This window comes from Dactylosporangium sp. NPDC051087 (genome assembly GCF_055586325.1).
Genome location: NZ_JBVJIJ010000039.1, coordinates 146 through 16,948 on the forward strand (window position 1 = coordinate 146; position 16,803 = coordinate 16,948).

Sequence of the window (16,803 nt, forward strand, 5' to 3'; positions counted from 1 at the left end):
CGCTCCGGCGTCGGCCTGAGCCGGAACTGTCACATGATGAGCGGCCCGAGACGCTTCGCTGGCCGCTCAAGCCGCCACCTCCGCTGCGCTCCGGCGTCGGCCTGAGCCGGAACTGTCACATGATGAGCGGCCCGAGACGCTTCGCTGGCCGCTCAAGCCGCCACCTCCGCTGCGCTCCGGCGGCGGGCCCTTTAGACCGCCGCTCGTTCGCGGCCCGAGGGGAACCGGTCCAGGACGCCGGTCGTCGCCAGGGAACGCTGCAGCGCCCACGAGCCGGCGCCGGCGATCACCGCGCCGCTGACCATGACGATCGCCGCGTACAGGGCCTTGTCCGAGTTGCTGAACGCGCCGTAGTACACGTTGAGGTCCAGCAGTGCCGCGCCGCCGCCCGCGAGCGCTCCCGCGACGACGGCGTTGCCGAGCTTGAAGCTGCGGTAGCCGGTGAACGCGAAGCCGAACTCGCCGCCGACGCCCTGCACCAGGCCGGACAGCAGCACGCCGAGGCCCCAGGTCGAGCCGAACAGCGCCGAGACGAGGGCCGCGACGAACTCGGTGTAGAGCCCGGCGCCCGGCTTGCGGATGACCAGCGGGCCGAGCACGCCCGGGATCAGCCACACGCCGTAGATGAAGGCCCGCCACGGCAGCGCGACGCTGTCCATGGCGTTCCACAGGTTGTTCCACGCGTAGAACACGGCGGCGAACGCCACCGCGATGACCGACGCGACGATGATGTCGACGGTCCGCCAACGGGTTTCCATTTCGGTGCCTCCTGGTTCGGGGGTGAGCCAGAAGGAGACGCGACACCACGACCAGATCGCCTGGACGTGGTGTGTTGCGTGAGGTGACCGAGCTTCCTGCGCTGGCATTACCCAGATCAGGTTCAAGGGTCTGCGGCTTTCGGCCGCACTCTCAGCGCTGTGCGCTCCCCTGTCGGATGTGGAGTTGTTTCCCGACGGTAACAGTGAACGAACTTCACACGAAGGTTCAGGTCGCGAAAATCACGGCGCTTGATCCTTCCCGGCGAGGCATGGCCTTGGCTACTCGCGGGTAATAGCCTGGCTGGTACAGGACTTGACACCTGGGGGTGCCGCAATGACGCAGGTCGCTTCTGACTCGACCGCCACCAGCGCTCAGACTGCTCAAACCGCTCAGACCGCCCAGACCACTCAGACCGCCCACACGGAGAAGCAGGCGCGGAAGGTCATCGAGGCCAGCCGCGAGGCGGAATGGCGCAAGCCGAGCTTCGGCAAGGAGCTGTTCCTGGGCCGGTTCCGCCTCGACCTGATCGACCCTCCGCCCGCCGACAAGCACGCGGAGGCGGGCCGGGAGTTTCTCGCCAGGCTGCGCTCGTACATCAGCGGCGTCGACGGCCAGCAGATCGAACGCGACGCGAAGATCCCCGACGAGGTCCTCCGGGAGCTCGGCTCGCTCGGCGCGTTCGGGATGAAGATCGACCCCGACTACGGCGGCGTCGGCCTGTCCAACCTCGACTACTGCCGGGCGCTCGCCCTCGTCGGCTCCGTCAACCCGTCGATCGGCGCGCTGCTGTCCGCGCACCAGTCGATCGGCGTGCCGCAGCCGTTGAAGCTCGTCGGCACCGACGAGCAGAAGCGGAAGTTCCTGCCCCGGCTCGCCGGCGGTGAGGTGTCCGCGTTCCTGCTGACCGAGCCCGAGGTCGGCTCCTACCCGGCGAACCTGCGCACCTCCGCCGTGCCCACCGGGGACGGCGACTACCTGCTCAACGGCGTGAAGCTGTGGGCCACCAACGGCACCCTCGCCACCCTGTTCGTCGTCATGGCGCTGGTACCGAAGAGCGAAGGCCACCGCGGCGGCATCACCGCGTTCGTGGTCGAGGGCGACGCGCCCGGCGTGACGATCGAGCGGCGCAACGAGTTCATGGGCCTGCGCGGCCTGGAGAACAGCGTGACCCGCTTCCATGACGTACGGGTGCCGGCCGCCAACATCATCGGCGGCGAGGGCCAGGGCCTGCGGATCGCGCTGAGCACCCTGAACACCGGCCGGCTGTCGCTGCCCGCGATGTGCGTCGGCGCCGGCAAGTGGTGCCTCAACGTCGCCCGTGAATGGGCCGCCGAACGCGTCCAGATGGGCCGCCCGATCGGCACGTACGAGGCGATCGCCAAGAAGATCGCGTTCATCGCCGGCTCCACGTACGGGATGGAGGCGATGCTGGAGATCTCCTGCCGCCTCGCCGACGACGACCAGAACGACATCCGCATCGAGGCCGCCCTGGTCAAGCTGTACGCCAGCGAACTGGCGTGGAAGGTCGCCGACGAGCTCATCCAGATCCGCGGCGGCCGCGGCTACGAGACCGCCGACTCCCTCGCCGCCCGCGGCGAACGCCCGATCCCGGCCGAGCAGATCCTGCGTGACCTGCGCATCAACCGCATCTTCGAGGGCTCGACCGAGATCATGCACCTCGCGATCGCCCGGGAGGCCGTCGACGCCCACCTGTCCGTCGCCGGCGACATCATCGACCCCGACGCGGGCCTCGGCGCGAAAGCGAAGGCGGCCGGCAAGGCGGGCGGCTTCTACGCCAGGTGGCTGCCGACCCTGGTCGCCGGCAAGGGGCAGCTGCCGTCGGGCTTCAACGAGTTCGGGCCCCTCGCGCAGCACCTGCGCTACGTCGAGCGCGCCTCCCGCCGCCTGGCCCGCGAGACCTTCTACGGCATGGCCCGCTGGCAGGGCAAACTCGAACACAAGCAGGGCTTCCTCGGCCGGGTCGTCGACATCGGCGCGGAGCTGTTCGCGATGTCGGCCGCCTGCGTCAAGGCCCGCGGCGAGCGGTCCGACCGGCCCGAAGGGATCGAGCTCGCGGACCTCTTCTGCCGCCAGGCCACCCTGCGTGCCGAGGCCCTCTTCCGTGACCTGTGGGACAACGCCGACGCGATCGAGTCGGCCGCCGCGAAGCGGGTCATCGCCGGCCGATACCTGTCGCTCGAGGAGGGCATCATCCCGCCCGCCGCGTCGGGGCCGTGGCTGGCGACCTGGGAGCCCGGCGAATCGACTGCCGAGGACGTCCGCCGGCGCTTCTGACCCGCTGCCGGGAGACGCATCGCGGCCCGGCTGGGGTGGCGTTCCTCTTGCTTTTCCATCCTAGCGAGCGGATCCTAATTGATCTTCGAGTCCGCTACCGCCCGTAGTTTACGCTGACGGCGGTGGCCCCCGGCGGGGGCCACCGCCGTTTTCAGCGCAGGCCGAGGCTGCGCAGCTCCAGGCTGGCGAGGGCCTCGACCGCCTGCTTGTCGCCCTTGCGCCACAGCGCGGCGATCTCGGGGTCGATCCTCACCAGCTTGCCCAGCGGCTGGGTGGCCAGGGCCCGCAGGGCCAGCAGGTCACGCCCGGCGGTGGCGTTGCGCAGCCGGGCCGCCGACCCGGCCCGGCGCATCCACCGGATCCGCAGCGGCAGCCACAGCAGGACCAGCATCGCGACCGGCACCGCGACCACCAGCACCGACAGGATCCAGGCCAGGTCGTTGACGATGTCCTGCTGCTGGCGGCCGGCGTCGGCGAGGGAGCGGGCCGCGTTCGCCGCGTTGGTGAACGGTGCCGCCACCGAGTCGGGTACGCCCGGCACGCCGTTGATCTTGTCGCCGGCGCCCTGCAGGTTGTCGGCGAGACCGGTCCCGGCGCCTTCGAGCTTCTGCCCCGGCACCGCCAGCTTCTGAATGAGGTCGAACAGCATCATCCCCAGCCTGACCCAGACATAGACCCAAACGACCACGAACACGTCGGTGAGGAACTGCCGCAGGGCGGTGGGGGCACGGTCGGCATAGAGCTTCACCGCTCAAGCCTGACCTACCGGCGCTGTGGCCGCACTGTGTGCGCCGGCCCGCGCCGGGCGCCGCCGGGATCGCGGGACGTCAGTGGGAGTTCTCCCGCGCGTGGGAGACGGCGTCGGCGACGATGTGGGCGATGTGGTCGTCGGTCAGGGCGTACGCGATCTCGCGGCCGCGGCGCGAGCCCCGCACGACGCCCGCCCCGCGCAGGACGCGCAGGTGCTGCGACACGAGCGGCTGCGGCGCGCCGAGCGTGTCGACGAGCTCGTGGACGCAGCGGGGACCGCCGGCGAGTTCGGTGACGATGCGGATGCGCAGGGGGGCGGCGAGGGCACGCAACAGCTCGCCGGCCGCCTCGTAACCCTCAATGCTCGACATGTGCGCAACGGTAACCGTTGTCGTTAACCATGGTCCACACGGTCGAGCACCACCTCGGGTCGGGTGCGTTCCTCGGTCGCGGGTCTTGCGCCGGTACGGCGCCGCACCGCCCGCACCGCCGCGGCGCCGACGGTGACGGTGAAGAAGCCGGCGATGGCGAGCAGGACGACCGTGGCGCCCGGACCGGTGTCGGCGGCGGTGGAGACCCAGATGCCGCCGCCGGACACGACGAGGCCGAGGACCACCGCGACGAGCATCGTCGCCCTGAAACCGCGGGTGATCTGCTGCGCGGTCGCCACCGGCACCACCATCAGGGCGCTGACCAGCAGCAGGCCGACGGCGCGCATGGCGACGGTGACGGTGACGGCCGTCGTCACGGCGAGGACGAGGTTGAGGGCGCGCACCGGCAGGCCGGAGACCCGCGCGTACTCCTCGTCGTGGCAGACCGCGAACAGCCACGGGCGGAGCAGGACGGCCACCGCGAGGACCGCGCAGCCGAGGATGAGCATCACCGCCAGGTCCTGCCGGCTGGTCGTCAGCGGCGAACCGAACAGGTACGTGACGAGGCTGCGGCTGCTCTGCTCGTCCGACAGGTTGACCAGCACGACGCCGCCGGAGATGCCGCCGTAGAACAGCATGGCCAGGGCGACGTCGCCGGAGGTCTTGCCGCGTTCGCGGACCAGCTCGATGACGACGGCGCCGAGCGCCGCGGCGATCACGGCCATGAGCACGGGGGACTGGTGCAGCAGCAGGCCGAACCCGACACCGGTGAGCGCCACGTGGCCGAGGCCGTCGCCGATCAGCGACAGCCGCCGCTGCACGAGATAGATCCCGATGGCGGGCGCGGCGGCACCCGTGATCAGGGCGCCGACCAGGGCGCGGATCATGAAGTCGTACTGAAGGATGCTCATGCCGATCCCAGCAGGCCAGGCGCCTCGACGGCGGCGTGCGGGTGGACGTGGTCGTGGCCGGGCTCGGCGTGGTGGTCCGCGGGCTCCGGGGGCGTGCCGTCGTGGATGATCTCGCCGTGGTGCACGACGACCGCGCGGGTGATCAGCGGTCGCAGCGGGCCGAGCTCGTGCGCCACGAAGACCACGGTGCCGCCCTGGTCGACGAAGCGGTGCAGGCACGCGGCGAACGCCTCCTGGCTGGCCGCGTCCACGCCGGCCGTCGGCTCGTCGAGGACCAGCAGCTCGGGTGCGCCGGCGAGGGCCCGGGCGATGAGGACCCGCTGCTGCTGACCGCCGGACAGCACGGACACGGGCTCGCGGGCGCGGTCGGCGAGACCGACGGCGGTGAGCGCCTCCTCGACGGCCCGCCGGTCGGCACGCGACGGTGGGCGCAGGAACCCGCGCCGGGCCAGGCGGCCCTCGGCGACGACCTCGCCCACCGTGGCGGGGACGCCGCTGCCGGCGCCGACGCGCTGCGGGACATACCCGAGCCGGTGCCACGCCCGGAAGCGCTTCAGCGCGGTGCCGAACAGGCGGACCTCGCCGCTCGCCAGGGGTACCAGACCCAGGGCCGACTTCACCAGGGTCGACTTGCCGGAACCGTTGGCCCCGAGGATCGCCACGACCTCGGCGGGGGCGACGCTCAGCGACACCCCGTCGAGCACAGGTCGGCCGTCATACGCGACGACGGCCCGGTCCACCTCAAGTACCACGCCGCCGAGCGTGCCTGATAATGGGAATCGTTGTCAACTTCAGGTGAGCTTCGCGACGGCGATGAACACGATCAGCCCCAGGATCATCACCCGCATCACCCGCGCCCGCGGCTGGTGCAGCGACCACGTCTGGGCGAGCAGCCACCCGGCGCCGGCCGCCAGGGCGAGCAGCAGCACGGCACCCACCGCGCCCGGCAGGACCAGGGCGACGAACACGAGCACGCCGACGCCGAGGAACGCCGCGGTCGGTTTGATCCGGCCCAGCCGGGTCAGCACTCGCTGGGTCATCTCGGGCAGGCTCCTCATGTCCGGCCGCGGGCGTCCGTATGCTCGCGGCATGCTGGTGGTGACAAGATTCGTGCTGGACGGCGACGACGAAGGCTTCGTCGAGCGTGCCCACACCGCGCTCGGCGCCCTCGCGGCCTGCCCAGGGTATCTCCGCGGGCGCCTGGCCCGCGCGTTCGACGACCCGGCGCACTGGAGCATCGTCACCGAGTGGCAGTCCGTCGGCGCCTACCGGCGGGCACTGTCGGCCTTCGACGTGAAGATGTACGCCACACCGCTGCTCGCCCAGTCCCTCGACGAGCCGTCGGCGTACGAGGAACTCGCCGAGGTCGCTCCCGGCGGTGCGCTCACGGTCACCGCGAGCGACCGCGCGTAGCCTTCCGCGGAGTTGGCTAATGTTGGGGGCATGATGCCCCCGCCGACCGAGGTGCCGGCACCGCCACCCGGCCCAGGCGTGGTGACGCCGTTCGCGTCGCCGCCCCGCGACCGGGACATGCGCGGCCTGTGGATCGGCCTCGGCGTCGGCGGGCTCGTCCTCGTGCTGTGCTGCGTCGGCGGGGTCCTCGGCGGCGGGTTCCTGTTCACCGGGCTCGAAGGCGTCGCCCGCTCCCAGATGGCCAGCGTCGTCAACGACTACCTGACCGCGGTGCGGGCCACGGACTACGAGACCGCCCGCGGGCAGCTGTGCCCCGAGCAGCAGCGCACCCACCCCGTCACGTGGTATGAGGCCGAGTATGAGCGCTCGGAGGTCACCGCCTTCACCGTCCACGAGGACGACGTCGACGTGAACCTCCTGCAGGTCCCGGCGACCGTGCAGCGCCGCGGCCAGGGCGAGACGCTCATGACCTTCACCATGCTGCAGCAGACGACCCGGTGGGTGATCTGCGGAGGGGTCGACTGATCCCGTCCCGCGGCACTGCGGTTAATCTGGTGCGGCCCGCCCGGGCGTAACCGTACCGTCGATGTGGACGTTGACGGTTTGCCCGTCCTGACCGACATTTCAGCACCGCCTTGCCGACAGCCAGTCGCCGCAAGGCCGAGGAGGAACCATGGCCGCCGATCGCATCGATTCCGTCGTCAGCCTCGCGAAGCGCCGCGGCTTTGTCTTCCCGTCCAGCGAGATCTACGGGGGCACCCGCTCCGCCTGGGACTACGGTCCCCTCGGCGTCGAGCTCAAGGACAACGTCCGCCGGCAGTGGTGGCGCACCATGGTCCAGCAGCGCGACGACATCGTCGGCCTGGACTCCGCGGTCATCCTCTCCCGCGACGTGTGGGTCGCCTCCGGCCACGTCGACGCGTTCGTCGACCCGCTGACCGAGTGCGCGTCGTGCCACAAGCGGTTCCGCGCCGACCACCTCGAAGAGGCGTTCGTCGAGAAGCACGGCGCCGACAAGCCCTTCGCCCTCGGCGAGATCAACTGCCCCAACTGCGGCAACAAGGGCACGTTCAGCGAGCCGCGCATGTTCAACGGCCTGATGAAGACTTACCTCGGCGCGGTCGAGAACGACGAGGGCCTGCACTACCTGCGGCCCGAGACCGCCCAGGGCATCTTCATCAACTACAAGAACATCGAGGGCGCCGCCCGTAAGAAGCCGCCGTTCGGCATCGCGCAGGTCGGCAAGAGCTTCCGCAACGAGATCACCCCCGGCAACTTCATCTTCCGCACGCGCGAGTTCGAGCAGATGGAGATGGAGTACTTCGTCGAGCCCGGCAAGGACGAGGAGGCCCACGAGTACTGGCTCCAGGAGCGCTGGAACTGGTATCTCGACCTCGGCCTCTCCGCCGACAACCTGCGCTTCTACGAGCACCCGAAGGAGAAGCTGTCGCACTACTCGAAGCGCACCGTCGACATCGAGTACCGCTTCCGCTTCGGCGGCCAGGAGTTCTCCGAGCTCGAAGGCATCGCCAACCGCACCGACTTCGACCTGACGACGCACTCCAAGCACTCCGGTGTCGACCTGTCCTACTTCGACCAGGAGAAGAAGGAGCGCTGGGTCCCCTACGTCATCGAGCCCGCCGCCGGCCTCACCCGCGCGGTCCTCGCGTTCCTGCTCGAGGCGTATGACGAGGACGAGGCGCCGAACACCAGCGGCAGCGTCGACAAGCGCACGGTCATGCGCTTCGACAAGCGGCTCGCCCCGGTCAAGGCCGCCGTCCTGCCGCTGTCGCGCAACGCGGACCTGTCGCCGAAGGCCCGTGACCTGGCCAAGCAGCTGCGCAAGCGGTGGACCGTCGACTTCGACGACGCGCAGGGCATCGGCCGGCGGTACCGTCGCCAGGACGAGATCGGCACGCCGTACTGCCTCACGGTCGACTTCGAGACGCTCAACGACAACGCCGTCACGGTCCGCGACCGGGACACGATGACGCAGGAGCGGGTGTCCCTCGACCAGGTCGAGACCTACCTGATCGAGCGGCTGCCGGGCTGCTAGAAGACGGTTCCGCCCGGTCGGCCGTTGCGGTCGGCGACGAGGCCGGCGAGGGTCGCGAGCGCGATCTCCGCCGGCGTCCTCGAGCCGATGTTCAGGCCGATCGGGCGGTGCACCCTGGCGATCTCCCCGTCCGGGACACCGAGGTCGCGCAGCGCCCGCACGTGCGGGCCCTCGTGTCGCGGGTTGCCCATGACCCCGATCCAGCGGGCCGGTGTGGCGAGGGCGTCCCTCAGCACGGCACCCAGCTCCGGACGGTCGTGATCGGTGACGACGATGTCGGTGCCGCCGTCGATGTCCGTGCCCGCGAGGTCCGGGTCCGCCAGGGCGACCCGGAAGCCCAGCGTCGTCGCGAAGTCGAGCAGGTGCGCGGCGACCGGCGTGTCGAACACGGCGACGATCGCCTTTTCAGGGCCTGTGCTCATGCGCTTCGTCTTTGCGTCATACCTGGACGGTAGCCTCCATGCGTGACTGTCACTCAGCAGACTTCCCCGGCGTCCGGCACTGACCGGCCGCGGCGGCGGATCGGCTCGGTCGAGGTGCTCGCCGCGCTGCTCGTCGTGGTGGTGCTGTTCCGCGGGCCGCTCACGAAGTCGCTGTCGGCGCCCGCGCTGCAGACCTGGCTGACCGTGTTCGTGTCGGTCATGACCCAGGCGATCCCGTTCCTGGTGTTCGGGGTCGTGCTGTCGGGGATCATCGCGGTCTTCGTGCCGCCGTCGTTCTTCGCCAAGGCCCTGCCGAAGCACCCCGCGCTCGCCGTGCCGACCGCGAGCGTCGCCGGTGTCGTCCTGCCCGGCTGCGAATGCGCGTCCGTGCCCGTCGCCGGCGCCCTCGTCCGCCGCGGCGTGACCCCCGCCGCCGCGTTCGCGTTCCTGCTCGCCTCGCCGGCGGTCAACCCGATCGTCCTCGTCTCGACCGCGGTCGCGTTCCCCGGCCAGCCCCGCGTCGTCGTCGCCCGCGCCCTCGCCAGCCTCGTCGTCGCGTGCGCGATGGGCTGGCTGTGGCAGTCGTTCGGCAAGGGCAGCTGGCTGCGCATGCCGTCCCGTGCCCACCTCGACGGCATGGACAAGTGGCCGGCGTTCTGGGCCAGCATCCGGCACGACGTGCTGCACGCCGGCGGGTTCCTCGTCATCGGCGCCGCGTCGGCGGCCGTCATCGCCGTCGTCGTGCCCAAGTCCTGGCTCGCGCACCTCGCCGCCGACCCGTTCGTCGCGATCCTCGTGCTGGGCCTGCTCGCCGTCCTGCTGTCCATCTGCTCGGAGGCCGACGCGTTCGTCGCCGCCTCCCTGACCCAGTTCTCCATGACCGCCCGCCTGGCGTTCATGGTCGTCGGCCCGATGATCGACCTGAAGCTCTTCGCCATGCAGGCGGGCATCTTCGGCCGCGCCTTCGCCCTGCGCTTCGCCCCGGCGACGTTCGTGCTGGCCATCGCGGTCTCCGCGGTCGTGGGGACGATCCTGCTGTGACCCACCGCCCCGATCTCACCTCTGGCCGTGCCGCTCCGCCCGGGCGCGCGGCCGTCGCCCCTGGCGCGGGCGCGCGGTGTGGCTTGGTGCTGGTCGGTCGCGGTGTCGGCTGTTGTGGGGACGATCCTGGCGTGGCTCGCCGACCCGACCCTGCTCCCGGCCGTGCCGCTTCGACCGGGCGATCAGCCGTCGCTCCTGGCGCTGGTGCGGGTGCGCGGCGCGGCTCAATGCGGGGCGGTCATGGTCTCGGCCGTCGTGGGGACGATCCTGGCGTGGCTCGCCGACCCGACCCTGCTCCCGGCCGTGCCGCTTCGACCGGGCGATCAGCCATTGCTCCTGGCGCTGGCGCTGGCGCTGGCGCTGGTGTGGGTGTGCGGTTCGGCTCGGTTCGGCTCGGTCGTGGTCTCGGCCGGCGTCGGGACGGTCCTGTCTCGGCTCACCGACCTGGTCCCACCTCTGGTCGTGGCGTTTCGGCGGGGCGCGCGGCCGTCGTTCCTGGCGCGGGCGCGCGGTGTGGCTTGGTGCGGGCCGGTCGCGGTGTCGGCCGTCGTGGGGACGATCCTGTCGTGGCTCGCCGACCCGACCCTGCCCCTTCGACCGGGCCAGCGGCCGCCGCTCCTGGGGGCGTCGGTTGTGCCTCGGCCCGGGGCGGTTCGGGTTGTGGCGGGCGTCGCCGTGGCGGTGGTGTCGTGAACGGTCGGCTGAGTGGTGCCGGGTGCGGGTCGCGGGTGCGCCTTTCGTCGGTGCGGGGTGCGGCTCGGCTTGGGGTGCTTCGGGTCGGAGCGGGAGTCGTCGTAGCGGTGGTGGTGCCGTGAACGGGCCGGTGATCGGTGCAGGGTGCGGGTCGCCGGGCGGTGGTGTGCCGGTGGTGGGTGTGAGTGCGGTCGGAATGTCCACGGCAGGTGGGATGGTGTCGATGTGAACAGGCAGGCGCAGGCCGTCATTCTGCTGCTGATCGGGGGTGCGGTGCTGCGGGCCAGCCTCACCGACCAGTACCTGAACTACGTCAAGCCCGGGCTTCAGCCGTATCTGGTCCTGTCCGGGGTGATCCTGGTGGTCGCCGGGGTCTTCTCGCTCTGGTATGAGCTGCGCCCCGCCCGGGCCGTCGCCACCGCCGGGCCCGTTGCCGGCAGCGGCGAGCACGACCAAGACCAAGAGCACGGGCACGGACACGGCGACGGGCACTCGGATGACGACGGGCACGGGCACGGGGCGGGCGGGCCGAAGGTGGCCTGGCTGCTGCTGGCGCCGGTGTTCGGGCTGCTGCTGGTCGCGCCGCCGGCGCTCGGGTCGTATGCGGCGAACCGGTCCGGGTCGGCGCTGGTGGAGAAGTCCGACTTCGCGCCGCTGCCCGCCGGTGACCCGGTCAAGCTGACGATGCTCGACTACGCGTCCAGGGCGGTGTTCGACAAGGGGGTGTCGCTCGGGGAGCGGCGGGTCGAGCTGACCGGGTTCGCGATGCGCGGGCCGGAGGGCACCTGGCTGCTGGCGCGGATGATGGTCAGCTGCTGCGCCGCCGACGCCCGGCCGGTGAAGGTGGCGCTGGCGGGGGAGCTGCCCGGCGGGCTCGGCGAGGAGCAGTGGCTGCGGGTGACCGGCAGGTACACGGGCCGGCAGGTGAAGGACACCGTCAACGGGGAGACGATCCCGTTCATCGAGGTGGCGGAGGTCACGTTGATCGCGGCGCCCGCTGAGCAGTACGAGTCGTAGATGGAGTTCAGACGTCCGACCCTGCTGGTGCTCGTCCGGCACGCCGAGTCGGCCCGCAACCAGGCGAAAAAGGGCAGCGTGTATTTCGCCGACGCCGCGGCGCGGCAGGTGGTGCGCGGCGTGCCCGACCATCTCATCGATCTGACGGCCGACGGGCACAAGCAGGCGGCGCAGACCGGGCACGCGATCCGGGACCGGTTCGGGGTGTTCGACTACGTGTACACGAGCGGCTATGCGAGGACGGTGCAGACCGCCGAGGGGATTCTCGGTGCGTACACGGCGCAGGAGCGCGACCGGATGCGGGTGCGCACCAACCTCTTCATCCGTGAGCGCGACCCCGGCTTCGCCTACGACATGACGACCGCCGAGGCGGAAGCGGCGTTCCCGTGGCTGAACGAGTACTGGCAGACGTTCGGCGGGTTCATGGCGCGCCCGCCGGGCGGGGAGAGCCTCGCTGACGTGACGGGGCGGGTCCACACGTTCCTGGACACGCTGTTCCGCGACCGGGCCGGCCAGAAGATCATGGTCGTGACGCACGGCGGGACGTTGCGGTGTTTCAGGTTCCTGCTGGAGCGGTGGGACTACCAGCGGGCCCAGCGCTGGCCCGACGGGGAGAGCCCCGCCAACTGCGGCGTGACGACGTATCGGCTCGCCGGGTCGGGCGAGCAGCTGGAGCTGGAGGACTACAACCGCGTGTACTGGACGGTGGGCTCGGCGACCGACGGCATCTGACACCCGCCCGGATCGGGACGGCCGGCCGGCCGTCCTGAGTCCATGGGTCGAAAAGCCGTCGAGCGAGACGGCGGGCGAGCGGGTCCGGGGAAGGGGCGACCGTGCCCCATCGGGCCGATCAAGCGGGTGTACGGTGTGCGCGTCGATGGGGGAGAGCGATGCACATCAGCTTCACGGTCGAGCCGGATCAGGCCCGGGCTCGTCGTGCGATCCAGACCACCATGGGTGGGAAGCTGATGCGGATGTACGTGTTCGGCGGGGTGCTCGCCGTGGCCGGGATCGCGATGTTCGTCAACGACATCCCGTCCGGGGCGGCGCCGACGGTGCTCGGGGCGGGGCTGCTGTGCTTCCCGTGGCTGGTGTCGCGGGCGGCGGCGCAGGCGAGGACCGGCCTGCTCGGCGAGACGGTGACGTACGAGCTGACGGACACCGACATCCAGGCGCACACCAAGAGCCTCAACATGGGGTATCGCTGGGAGTCGGTGCAGACGGTCCGGGAGACGCCCGAGTTCTGGGTCGTGACGGTCGCCGGGATCAACCCGCTCGTGCTGCCGTGGACGAAGCTGCCGCCCGCCGACGCGGCGACGGTGCGGGCGTTCCTGGTGTCGCGCGGGCTGCTCGGGCACAAGCACGCCACGACCTGAAAGCAGGCCGCGACGTGACGGCTCAGGCGCGGCGGTCGGCGAGCGCCAGGAAACGGGACTCGCCGTCGTCGTAGGTGGTGAGGTGCCAGCCCGCCGCGGCGGCCGCCGCGGTCAGCGGGACCTCGGCGAGCGGGTCGTCGGGGCGCAGGACCCGGCCGTGGCGGGCGGCGAGCGCGGCCCGGCCCGTCGGGTGGAAGAGGACGAGACGCCCGCCGGGTTTCGTGACGCGGGCGAGCTCGCGCAGGCCGTCGACCGGGTCCGGCAGGTGCATGACGAGGCCCGCGGCGAAGACGGCGTCGACGCTGCCCGAGGCGAACGGCAGCCGCCCCGCGTCGGCGAGGACCAGCCCGCCGTTGCCCTTCCCGCGGGCCACGGCCAGCATCTGCGGGGTGTGGTCGAGACCGACGGCGAGTCCGGCGGGGCCGACCGCGGCGCGCAGCGCGGGCAGGGCGCGGCCGGTGCCGCAGCCGGCGTCGACGACGATCCCGCCCGGCGGCAGCGCGGCGGCGGCGACCGCGGCGGCGTAGGCGGGCAGGTCGTCGCCGAACTTCGCGTCCCACGTGCCCGCGCGGACACCGAAGAAGGCACGGGACTCCACGAGGTACCAGCGGCGCCGGTCGAGCAGGCGCGCGGCGACGTGCCGGATCACCGGCCAGCCGGGGTCGTGCAGGTCGACGACGACGTCGGCGGTGTCGCCCCTGGCGCCGTCGGCGGTGTGCTCCCGGCGCGACGTGCGCAGCCACACCACGACGTCCCAGCCGCCGTCCGGCGGGCAGCCCCGCGCCGCGGCGCCGTCGGCCAGGCGCACGGACCCGGCGGGAGCGGCGGACGGCAGGCGGGTGCAGGGACGGCCGGCGGCCAGCAACGCCGCGGCGAGCCGGTCGGCCGTGGGGCCCGTGGCGGCGTCGGTGCCGTCGACGACCACCGAGACGCCGCCCGCCGGCACCGCCTCGACGAGCAGGGCCATGACCTCGTCCCACCGGTCCTGTGTCATGGGTCCATCATGCAGAACGGGCCGCCTGACATCATGGGCCGGTGCGAAAGGTACTGATCATCGGAATCGGCGCGGGCGACCCGGACCACGTCACCGTGCAGGCGGTCAACGCCATGAACGCCGTCGACGTGTTCTTCGTGCTCGACAAGGGTGACACGACCGCGGACCTGACCGGGGCGCGGCGGGAGATCTGCGACCGGTTCGCCACGGAGCGGCCGTTCCGGACGGTGGTCATCGCCGACCCGCCCCGCGACAGGGTCGCCGCCGACTACGAGGGCGCGGTGCGGGACTGGCGCGACGAGCGGGCGCGGCTGATCGAGGAGGCGCTGCTGACCCACCTCGGGGACGGCGCCGTCGGCGGCATCCTCGCCTGGGGGGACCCGGCGTTGTACGACGGCACGATCCGCATCCTCGACACGATCGCCGCGCGGGGCAACGTCGCCGTCGACTACGAGGTCATCCCCGGTATCACCAGCGTGCAGGCGCTGACCGCCCGGCACCGGATCATGCTGAACCGGGTCGCCGGACCCGTCCACATCACCACGGGCCGCCGGCTCGCCGCGGGCTGGCCCGAGGGCTGCGACGACGTCGTCGTCATGCTCGACGCCGACCTCGCCTGCCGCCGGTACCGCGACGAGGACGTCGACATCTACTGGGGCGCGTACCTCGGCACCCCGGACGAGCTGCTGGTCGCCGGGCGGCTCGGCAAGGTCCTCGACGAGATCGAGACGGTCCGCCGGGAGGCCCGCGCCCGCAAGGGCTGGATCATGGACACCTACCTGCTCCGCCGGGTCTAGGCGGCCCGCTCGGCGACCGCCGCGGCCGAGGCGTGGCCCTGGACGGCGTGGCCCTGGATGACGGCGTGGCCCTGGATGAGGCGCAGCCGCGCGGGGGCCGGCGGCGCGTCGGGGACGGCGTCGAGGCCCGGCGGCCGCCCGAACCGGCGCGGCGGGCGCCGCCGGTCGGCGGGTGGCCCGCCCGGGTCGAGCGCCGGCCGGGACAGCGCCACGACGATCGCGTACCCGGCGAGGACGAACCCGTGGCTGACCAGCCGCGCCGTCTCCACCGCCCCGGCCAGGAGGTCGTTGGCGGACAGCAGCGCGAGCAGGGCCACGAACGCGGTCAGCATCGGCAGCGCGCCCGAGGGCGTCGCCCGCCGGGTCGCGATCCAGGCGAACCCGGCGCCGATCGCCACGTTCCAGGCCGCCGACTCGTGGAACACGTGCCCGGCCTGGTGCACGTGCGCGGTCGCCGCGTTCGCCGCCTGGGCGATCCCCAGCACGAACTGCGCCGCGCCGAAGACCCCGAGCAGGACGCGCAGCCCGTACCCCAGCCGCCGCCGCGACCGCGAAGGAGCCGGGGAGAACCCGGCCAGCAGGCGTTCCGCCGGGGCCGGCACGGCGGGCAGGGGGCGCAGCCGGGCGAGCCGCGTCGCCGCGAACGCGTCCTGCTGCCACTGCCGGCACGCACCGCACTGCGCCAGGTGCGCGTCGACCAGCGCCGGCGCGACCGGCTCGTCCTCGCCGTCCATCCGCGCGGACAGCGCCTCCCGGAACCGCATGCACGTCACGGACAGGTAGTCGCCGTCACAGGCGGAGAAGTTCCCCGCGTGGCTAACATTGCCCCCGGAATCGACGAAGATCACGGGGGTTGGGATGCGGTACCGCACATTCGGGCACACCGGGCTGCGCGTCTCGGAGCTGTTCCTGGGCGCGATGACGTTCGGTGAGCAGGGCGGCGTCGGCGCGCCGATCGAGGAGTGCCGCAAGATCCTCGACGCGTACGCCGACGCGGGCGGCAACGTCGTCGACACCGCCATCAACTACCGCGGCGGCGCCAGCGAGGAGTTCCTCGGCGAGCTCCTCGACGGCCGCCGGGACCGGTTCGTGCTGGCCACGAAGTACAGCGTCACCCGCGACGCGGCCGACCCCAACGGCGGCGGCAACCACCGCAAGAACCTGCGCCTGTCGCTGGAGACGAGCCTGCGCCGGCTGCGCACCGACCACGTCGACGTCTACTGGGTGCACATGTGGGACCGGCACACGCCGGTCGAGGAGACGATGCGCGCCCTCGACGACGCCGTACGCGCCGGGAAGGTCCTGCACGTCGGCATCTCCGACGCGCCCGCCTGGGTCGTCGCGCGGGCCAACACGCTCGCGCAGTGGCGCGGCTGGACCCCGTTCGCCGGCCTCCAGGTGCCGTACAGCCTGCTGAACCGCGACATCGAGCGGGAGCTGCTGCCGATGGCGGAGTCGTTCGGGATGACCGTCGCCGCGTGGAGCCCGCTCGGCGGCGGGGTGCTCAGCGGCAAGTACACCGGCGGCAGCTCCCCGACGAAGCGCCTCGACCCGGACTCGATCTCCGCGCACGACCTGGGCGTCGCGCGGGCCGTGCAGGCCGCGGCGGACGAGCTCGGCGTCACCCCGTCGCAGGTCGCGCTCGCCTGGACCCGGGTACGCTCGCGGGCCGTGCACCCGATCGTCGGCGCCCGGTCCCTCGAGCAGCTCACCGACAACCTCGGCGCCCTGGACGTCGAGCTGCCGCCCGAGGTCGTCGCCGGGCTCGAAACGGCGACGGGGTTCAGGCCCGGCTTCCCCACGGACTTCATCGAGCAGAACACCCGGTGGGTGTTCGGGGCGGCCGCGGTCGTCGATCAGCCGGCGGATCCGATCGGCTAGCCTGGCATCGTCGTTCGTGAACGCGAG

20 protein-coding genes and 1 riboswitch are annotated in these 16,803 nt (G+C 72.1%); of the genes, 11 read left to right on the forward strand and 9 right to left on the reverse strand.

All coding sequences use genetic code 11. The features are described from left to right. Positions 1 to 191 precede the first annotated feature (191 nt). On the reverse strand, positions 192 to 758 hold the full coding sequence (locus tag ACZ6TV_RS47720; protein ID WP_465306977.1) for an ECF transporter S component: 567 nt from the start codon (positions 756 to 758) through the stop codon (positions 192 to 194). A 75-nt stretch (positions 759 to 833) separates the two neighbouring features. Next, positions 834 to 939: riboswitch (TPP riboswitch) on the reverse strand. A 153-nt stretch (positions 940 to 1,092) separates the two neighbouring features. Here ACZ6TV_RS47720 and ACZ6TV_RS47725 point away from each other — a divergent pair. Then, entirely contained in the window at positions 1,093 to 3,054 is a 1,962-nt protein-coding gene (locus ACZ6TV_RS47725) for an acyl-CoA dehydrogenase family protein (RefSeq protein WP_465306979.1), read from the forward strand. Positions 3,055 to 3,205: 151 nt separating this feature from the next. On the opposite strand, the gene ACZ6TV_RS47730 is transcribed toward ACZ6TV_RS47725, so the two are convergent. From ACZ6TV_RS47730 to ACZ6TV_RS47750, 5 genes are all read right to left on the reverse strand, one after another. Then, entirely contained in the window at positions 3,206 to 3,802 is a 597-nt protein-coding gene (locus ACZ6TV_RS47730) for a hypothetical protein (RefSeq protein ID WP_465306981.1), read from the reverse strand. A gap of 79 nt (positions 3,803 to 3,881) precedes the next feature. After that, on the reverse strand, positions 3,882 to 4,175 hold the full coding sequence (locus tag ACZ6TV_RS47735; RefSeq protein WP_354781990.1) for an ArsR/SmtB family transcription factor: 294 nt from the start codon (positions 4,173 to 4,175) through the stop codon (positions 3,882 to 3,884). 23 nt (positions 4,176 to 4,198) lie between these two features. Beyond that, on the reverse strand, positions 4,199 to 5,086 hold the full coding sequence (locus ACZ6TV_RS47740) for a metal ABC transporter permease (protein WP_465306983.1): 888 nt from the start codon (positions 5,084 to 5,086) through the stop codon (positions 4,199 to 4,201). Next, complete coding sequence (locus ACZ6TV_RS47745) at positions 5,083 to 5,838, reverse strand: metal ABC transporter ATP-binding protein (protein WP_465306985.1); 756 nt, start codon at positions 5,836 to 5,838, stop codon at positions 5,083 to 5,085. The genes ACZ6TV_RS47740 and ACZ6TV_RS47745 overlap by 4 nt, the downstream gene beginning before the upstream one ends. Positions 5,839 to 5,877: 39 nt before the next feature. Continuing rightward, positions 5,878 to 6,126 (reverse strand): DUF6703 family protein, encoded by a 249-nt coding sequence (locus ACZ6TV_RS47750; protein ID WP_465306987.1) that lies wholly within the window; start codon positions 6,124 to 6,126, stop codon positions 5,878 to 5,880. 49 nt (positions 6,127 to 6,175) lie between these two features. Between ACZ6TV_RS47750 and ACZ6TV_RS47755 the strand changes: the two genes are divergently transcribed. The 3 genes from ACZ6TV_RS47755 (at position 6,176) to ACZ6TV_RS47765 (ending at position 8,555) form a co-directional block, all read left to right on the forward strand. Then, positions 6,176 to 6,499, forward strand: coding sequence for an antibiotic biosynthesis monooxygenase family protein (locus tag ACZ6TV_RS47755; RefSeq protein WP_354781982.1), 324 nt, complete (start codon positions 6,176 to 6,178; stop codon positions 6,497 to 6,499). A gap of 30 nt (positions 6,500 to 6,529) precedes the next feature. After that, positions 6,530 to 7,024, forward strand: a complete 495-nt coding sequence (locus ACZ6TV_RS47760) for an Rv0361 family membrane protein (protein ID WP_465306989.1) — start codon at positions 6,530 to 6,532, stop codon at positions 7,022 to 7,024. Between the two features lie 148 nt (positions 7,025 to 7,172). Further along, entirely contained in the window at positions 7,173 to 8,555 is a 1,383-nt protein-coding gene (locus tag ACZ6TV_RS47765) for a glycine--tRNA ligase (protein WP_465306991.1), read from the forward strand. Here the strand turns inward: ACZ6TV_RS47765 and ACZ6TV_RS47770 are convergent. Then, positions 8,552 to 8,977: an XdhC family protein gene (locus tag ACZ6TV_RS47770; RefSeq protein ID WP_465306993.1), complete on the reverse strand. Its 426-nt coding sequence runs from the start codon at positions 8,975 to 8,977 to the stop codon at positions 8,552 to 8,554. The genes ACZ6TV_RS47765 and ACZ6TV_RS47770 overlap by 4 nt on opposite strands. A 42-nt stretch (positions 8,978 to 9,019) precedes the next feature. Here ACZ6TV_RS47770 and ACZ6TV_RS47775 point away from each other — a divergent pair, with 42 nt between their 5' ends. The 5 genes from ACZ6TV_RS47775 to ACZ6TV_RS47795 all read left to right on the forward strand — a co-directional run bounded on the left by ACZ6TV_RS47775 (position 9,020) and on the right by ACZ6TV_RS47795 (position 13,104). Then, positions 9,020 to 10,018 carry a permease gene (locus ACZ6TV_RS47775; RefSeq protein ID WP_465306995.1) on the forward strand — a complete coding sequence of 333 codons (999 nt, stop codon included), beginning with the start codon at positions 9,020 to 9,022 and terminating at the stop codon, positions 10,016 to 10,018. A gap of 114 nt (positions 10,019 to 10,132) precedes the next feature. After that, on the forward strand, positions 10,133 to 10,711 hold the full coding sequence (locus ACZ6TV_RS47780) for a hypothetical protein (protein ID WP_465306997.1): 579 nt from the start codon (positions 10,133 to 10,135) through the stop codon (positions 10,709 to 10,711). 225 nt (positions 10,712 to 10,936) lie between these two features. Further along, positions 10,937 to 11,728, forward strand: coding sequence for a TIGR03943 family putative permease subunit (locus ACZ6TV_RS47785; protein ID WP_465306999.1), 792 nt, complete (start codon positions 10,937 to 10,939; stop codon positions 11,726 to 11,728). Further along, positions 11,729 to 12,460, forward strand: a complete 732-nt coding sequence (locus ACZ6TV_RS47790) for a histidine phosphatase family protein (RefSeq protein WP_465307001.1) — start codon at positions 11,729 to 11,731, stop codon at positions 12,458 to 12,460. It begins immediately after the preceding gene. A gap of 158 nt (positions 12,461 to 12,618) precedes the next feature. Beyond that, positions 12,619 to 13,104, forward strand: coding sequence for a YcxB family protein (locus tag ACZ6TV_RS47795; RefSeq protein WP_465307003.1), 486 nt, complete (start codon positions 12,619 to 12,621; stop codon positions 13,102 to 13,104). A gap of 22 nt (positions 13,105 to 13,126) precedes the next feature. Here the strand turns inward: ACZ6TV_RS47795 and ACZ6TV_RS47800 are convergent, their stop codons facing one another. After that, positions 13,127 to 14,098 carry a class I SAM-dependent methyltransferase gene (locus ACZ6TV_RS47800; protein ID WP_465307005.1) on the reverse strand — a complete coding sequence of 324 codons (972 nt, stop codon included), beginning with the start codon at positions 14,096 to 14,098 and terminating at the stop codon, positions 13,127 to 13,129. A 41-nt stretch (positions 14,099 to 14,139) separates the two neighbouring features. Here ACZ6TV_RS47800 and cobF point away from each other — a divergent pair, with 41 nt between their 5' ends. Beyond that, complete coding sequence (gene cobF / locus ACZ6TV_RS47805; protein ID WP_465307007.1) at positions 14,140 to 14,895, forward strand: precorrin-6A synthase (deacetylating); 756 nt, start codon at positions 14,140 to 14,142, stop codon at positions 14,893 to 14,895. On the opposite strand, the gene ACZ6TV_RS47810 is transcribed toward cobF, so the two are convergent. After that, a complete protein-coding gene (locus tag ACZ6TV_RS47810) occupies positions 14,892 to 15,743 on the reverse strand; it encodes a zf-HC2 domain-containing protein (protein WP_465307009.1) in 852 nt (283 codons plus the stop codon). The two genes, cobF and ACZ6TV_RS47810, sit on opposite strands and share 4 nt — an antisense overlap. 10 nt (positions 15,744 to 15,753) lie before the next feature. On the opposite strand from ACZ6TV_RS47810, the gene ACZ6TV_RS47815 reads away from it, so the two are divergent. Further along, the gene (locus ACZ6TV_RS47815) at positions 15,754 to 16,776 is read left to right on the forward strand and encodes an aldo/keto reductase (protein ID WP_465307011.1); all 1,023 of its coding nucleotides are present in this window, start codon (positions 15,754 to 15,756) and stop codon (positions 16,774 to 16,776) included. Positions 16,777 to 16,803 lie beyond the last annotated feature (27 nt).

Excerpts from the sequence above, each read along its gene's own strand:
- ACZ6TV_RS47720 (WP_465306977.1), bottom strand. The coding sequence starts at position 758 with ATGGAAACCCGTTGGCGGACCGTCGACATCATCGTCGCGTCGGTCATC.
- ACZ6TV_RS47725 (WP_465306979.1), top strand. The coding sequence starts at position 1,093 with ATGACGCAGGTCGCTTCTGACTCGACCGCCACCAGCGCTCAGACTGCT.
- ACZ6TV_RS47735 (WP_354781990.1), bottom strand. The coding sequence starts at position 4,175 with ATGTCGAGCATTGAGGGTTACGAGGCGGCCGGCGAGCTGTTGCGTGCC.
- ACZ6TV_RS47740 (WP_465306983.1), bottom strand. The coding sequence starts at position 5,086 with ATGAGCATCCTTCAGTACGACTTCATGATCCGCGCCCTGGTCGGCGCC.
- ACZ6TV_RS47750 (WP_465306987.1), bottom strand. The coding sequence starts at position 6,126 with ATGACCCAGCGAGTGCTGACCCGGCTGGGCCGGATCAAACCGACCGCG.
- ACZ6TV_RS47755 (WP_354781982.1), top strand. The coding sequence starts at position 6,176 with ATGCTGGTGGTGACAAGATTCGTGCTGGACGGCGACGACGAAGGCTTC.
- ACZ6TV_RS47760 (WP_465306989.1), top strand. The coding sequence starts at position 6,530 with ATGATGCCCCCGCCGACCGAGGTGCCGGCACCGCCACCCGGCCCAGGC.
- ACZ6TV_RS47765 (WP_465306991.1), top strand. The coding sequence starts at position 7,173 with ATGGCCGCCGATCGCATCGATTCCGTCGTCAGCCTCGCGAAGCGCCGC.
- ACZ6TV_RS47770 (WP_465306993.1), bottom strand. The coding sequence starts at position 8,977 with ATGAGCACAGGCCCTGAAAAGGCGATCGTCGCCGTGTTCGACACGCCG.
- ACZ6TV_RS47790 (WP_465307001.1), top strand. The coding sequence starts at position 11,729 with ATGGAGTTCAGACGTCCGACCCTGCTGGTGCTCGTCCGGCACGCCGAG.
- ACZ6TV_RS47795 (WP_465307003.1), top strand. The coding sequence starts at position 12,619 with ATGCACATCAGCTTCACGGTCGAGCCGGATCAGGCCCGGGCTCGTCGT.
- ACZ6TV_RS47800 (WP_465307005.1), bottom strand. The coding sequence starts at position 14,098 with ATGACACAGGACCGGTGGGACGAGGTCATGGCCCTGCTCGTCGAGGCG.
- ACZ6TV_RS47815 (WP_465307011.1), top strand. The coding sequence starts at position 15,754 with ATGCGGTACCGCACATTCGGGCACACCGGGCTGCGCGTCTCGGAGCTG.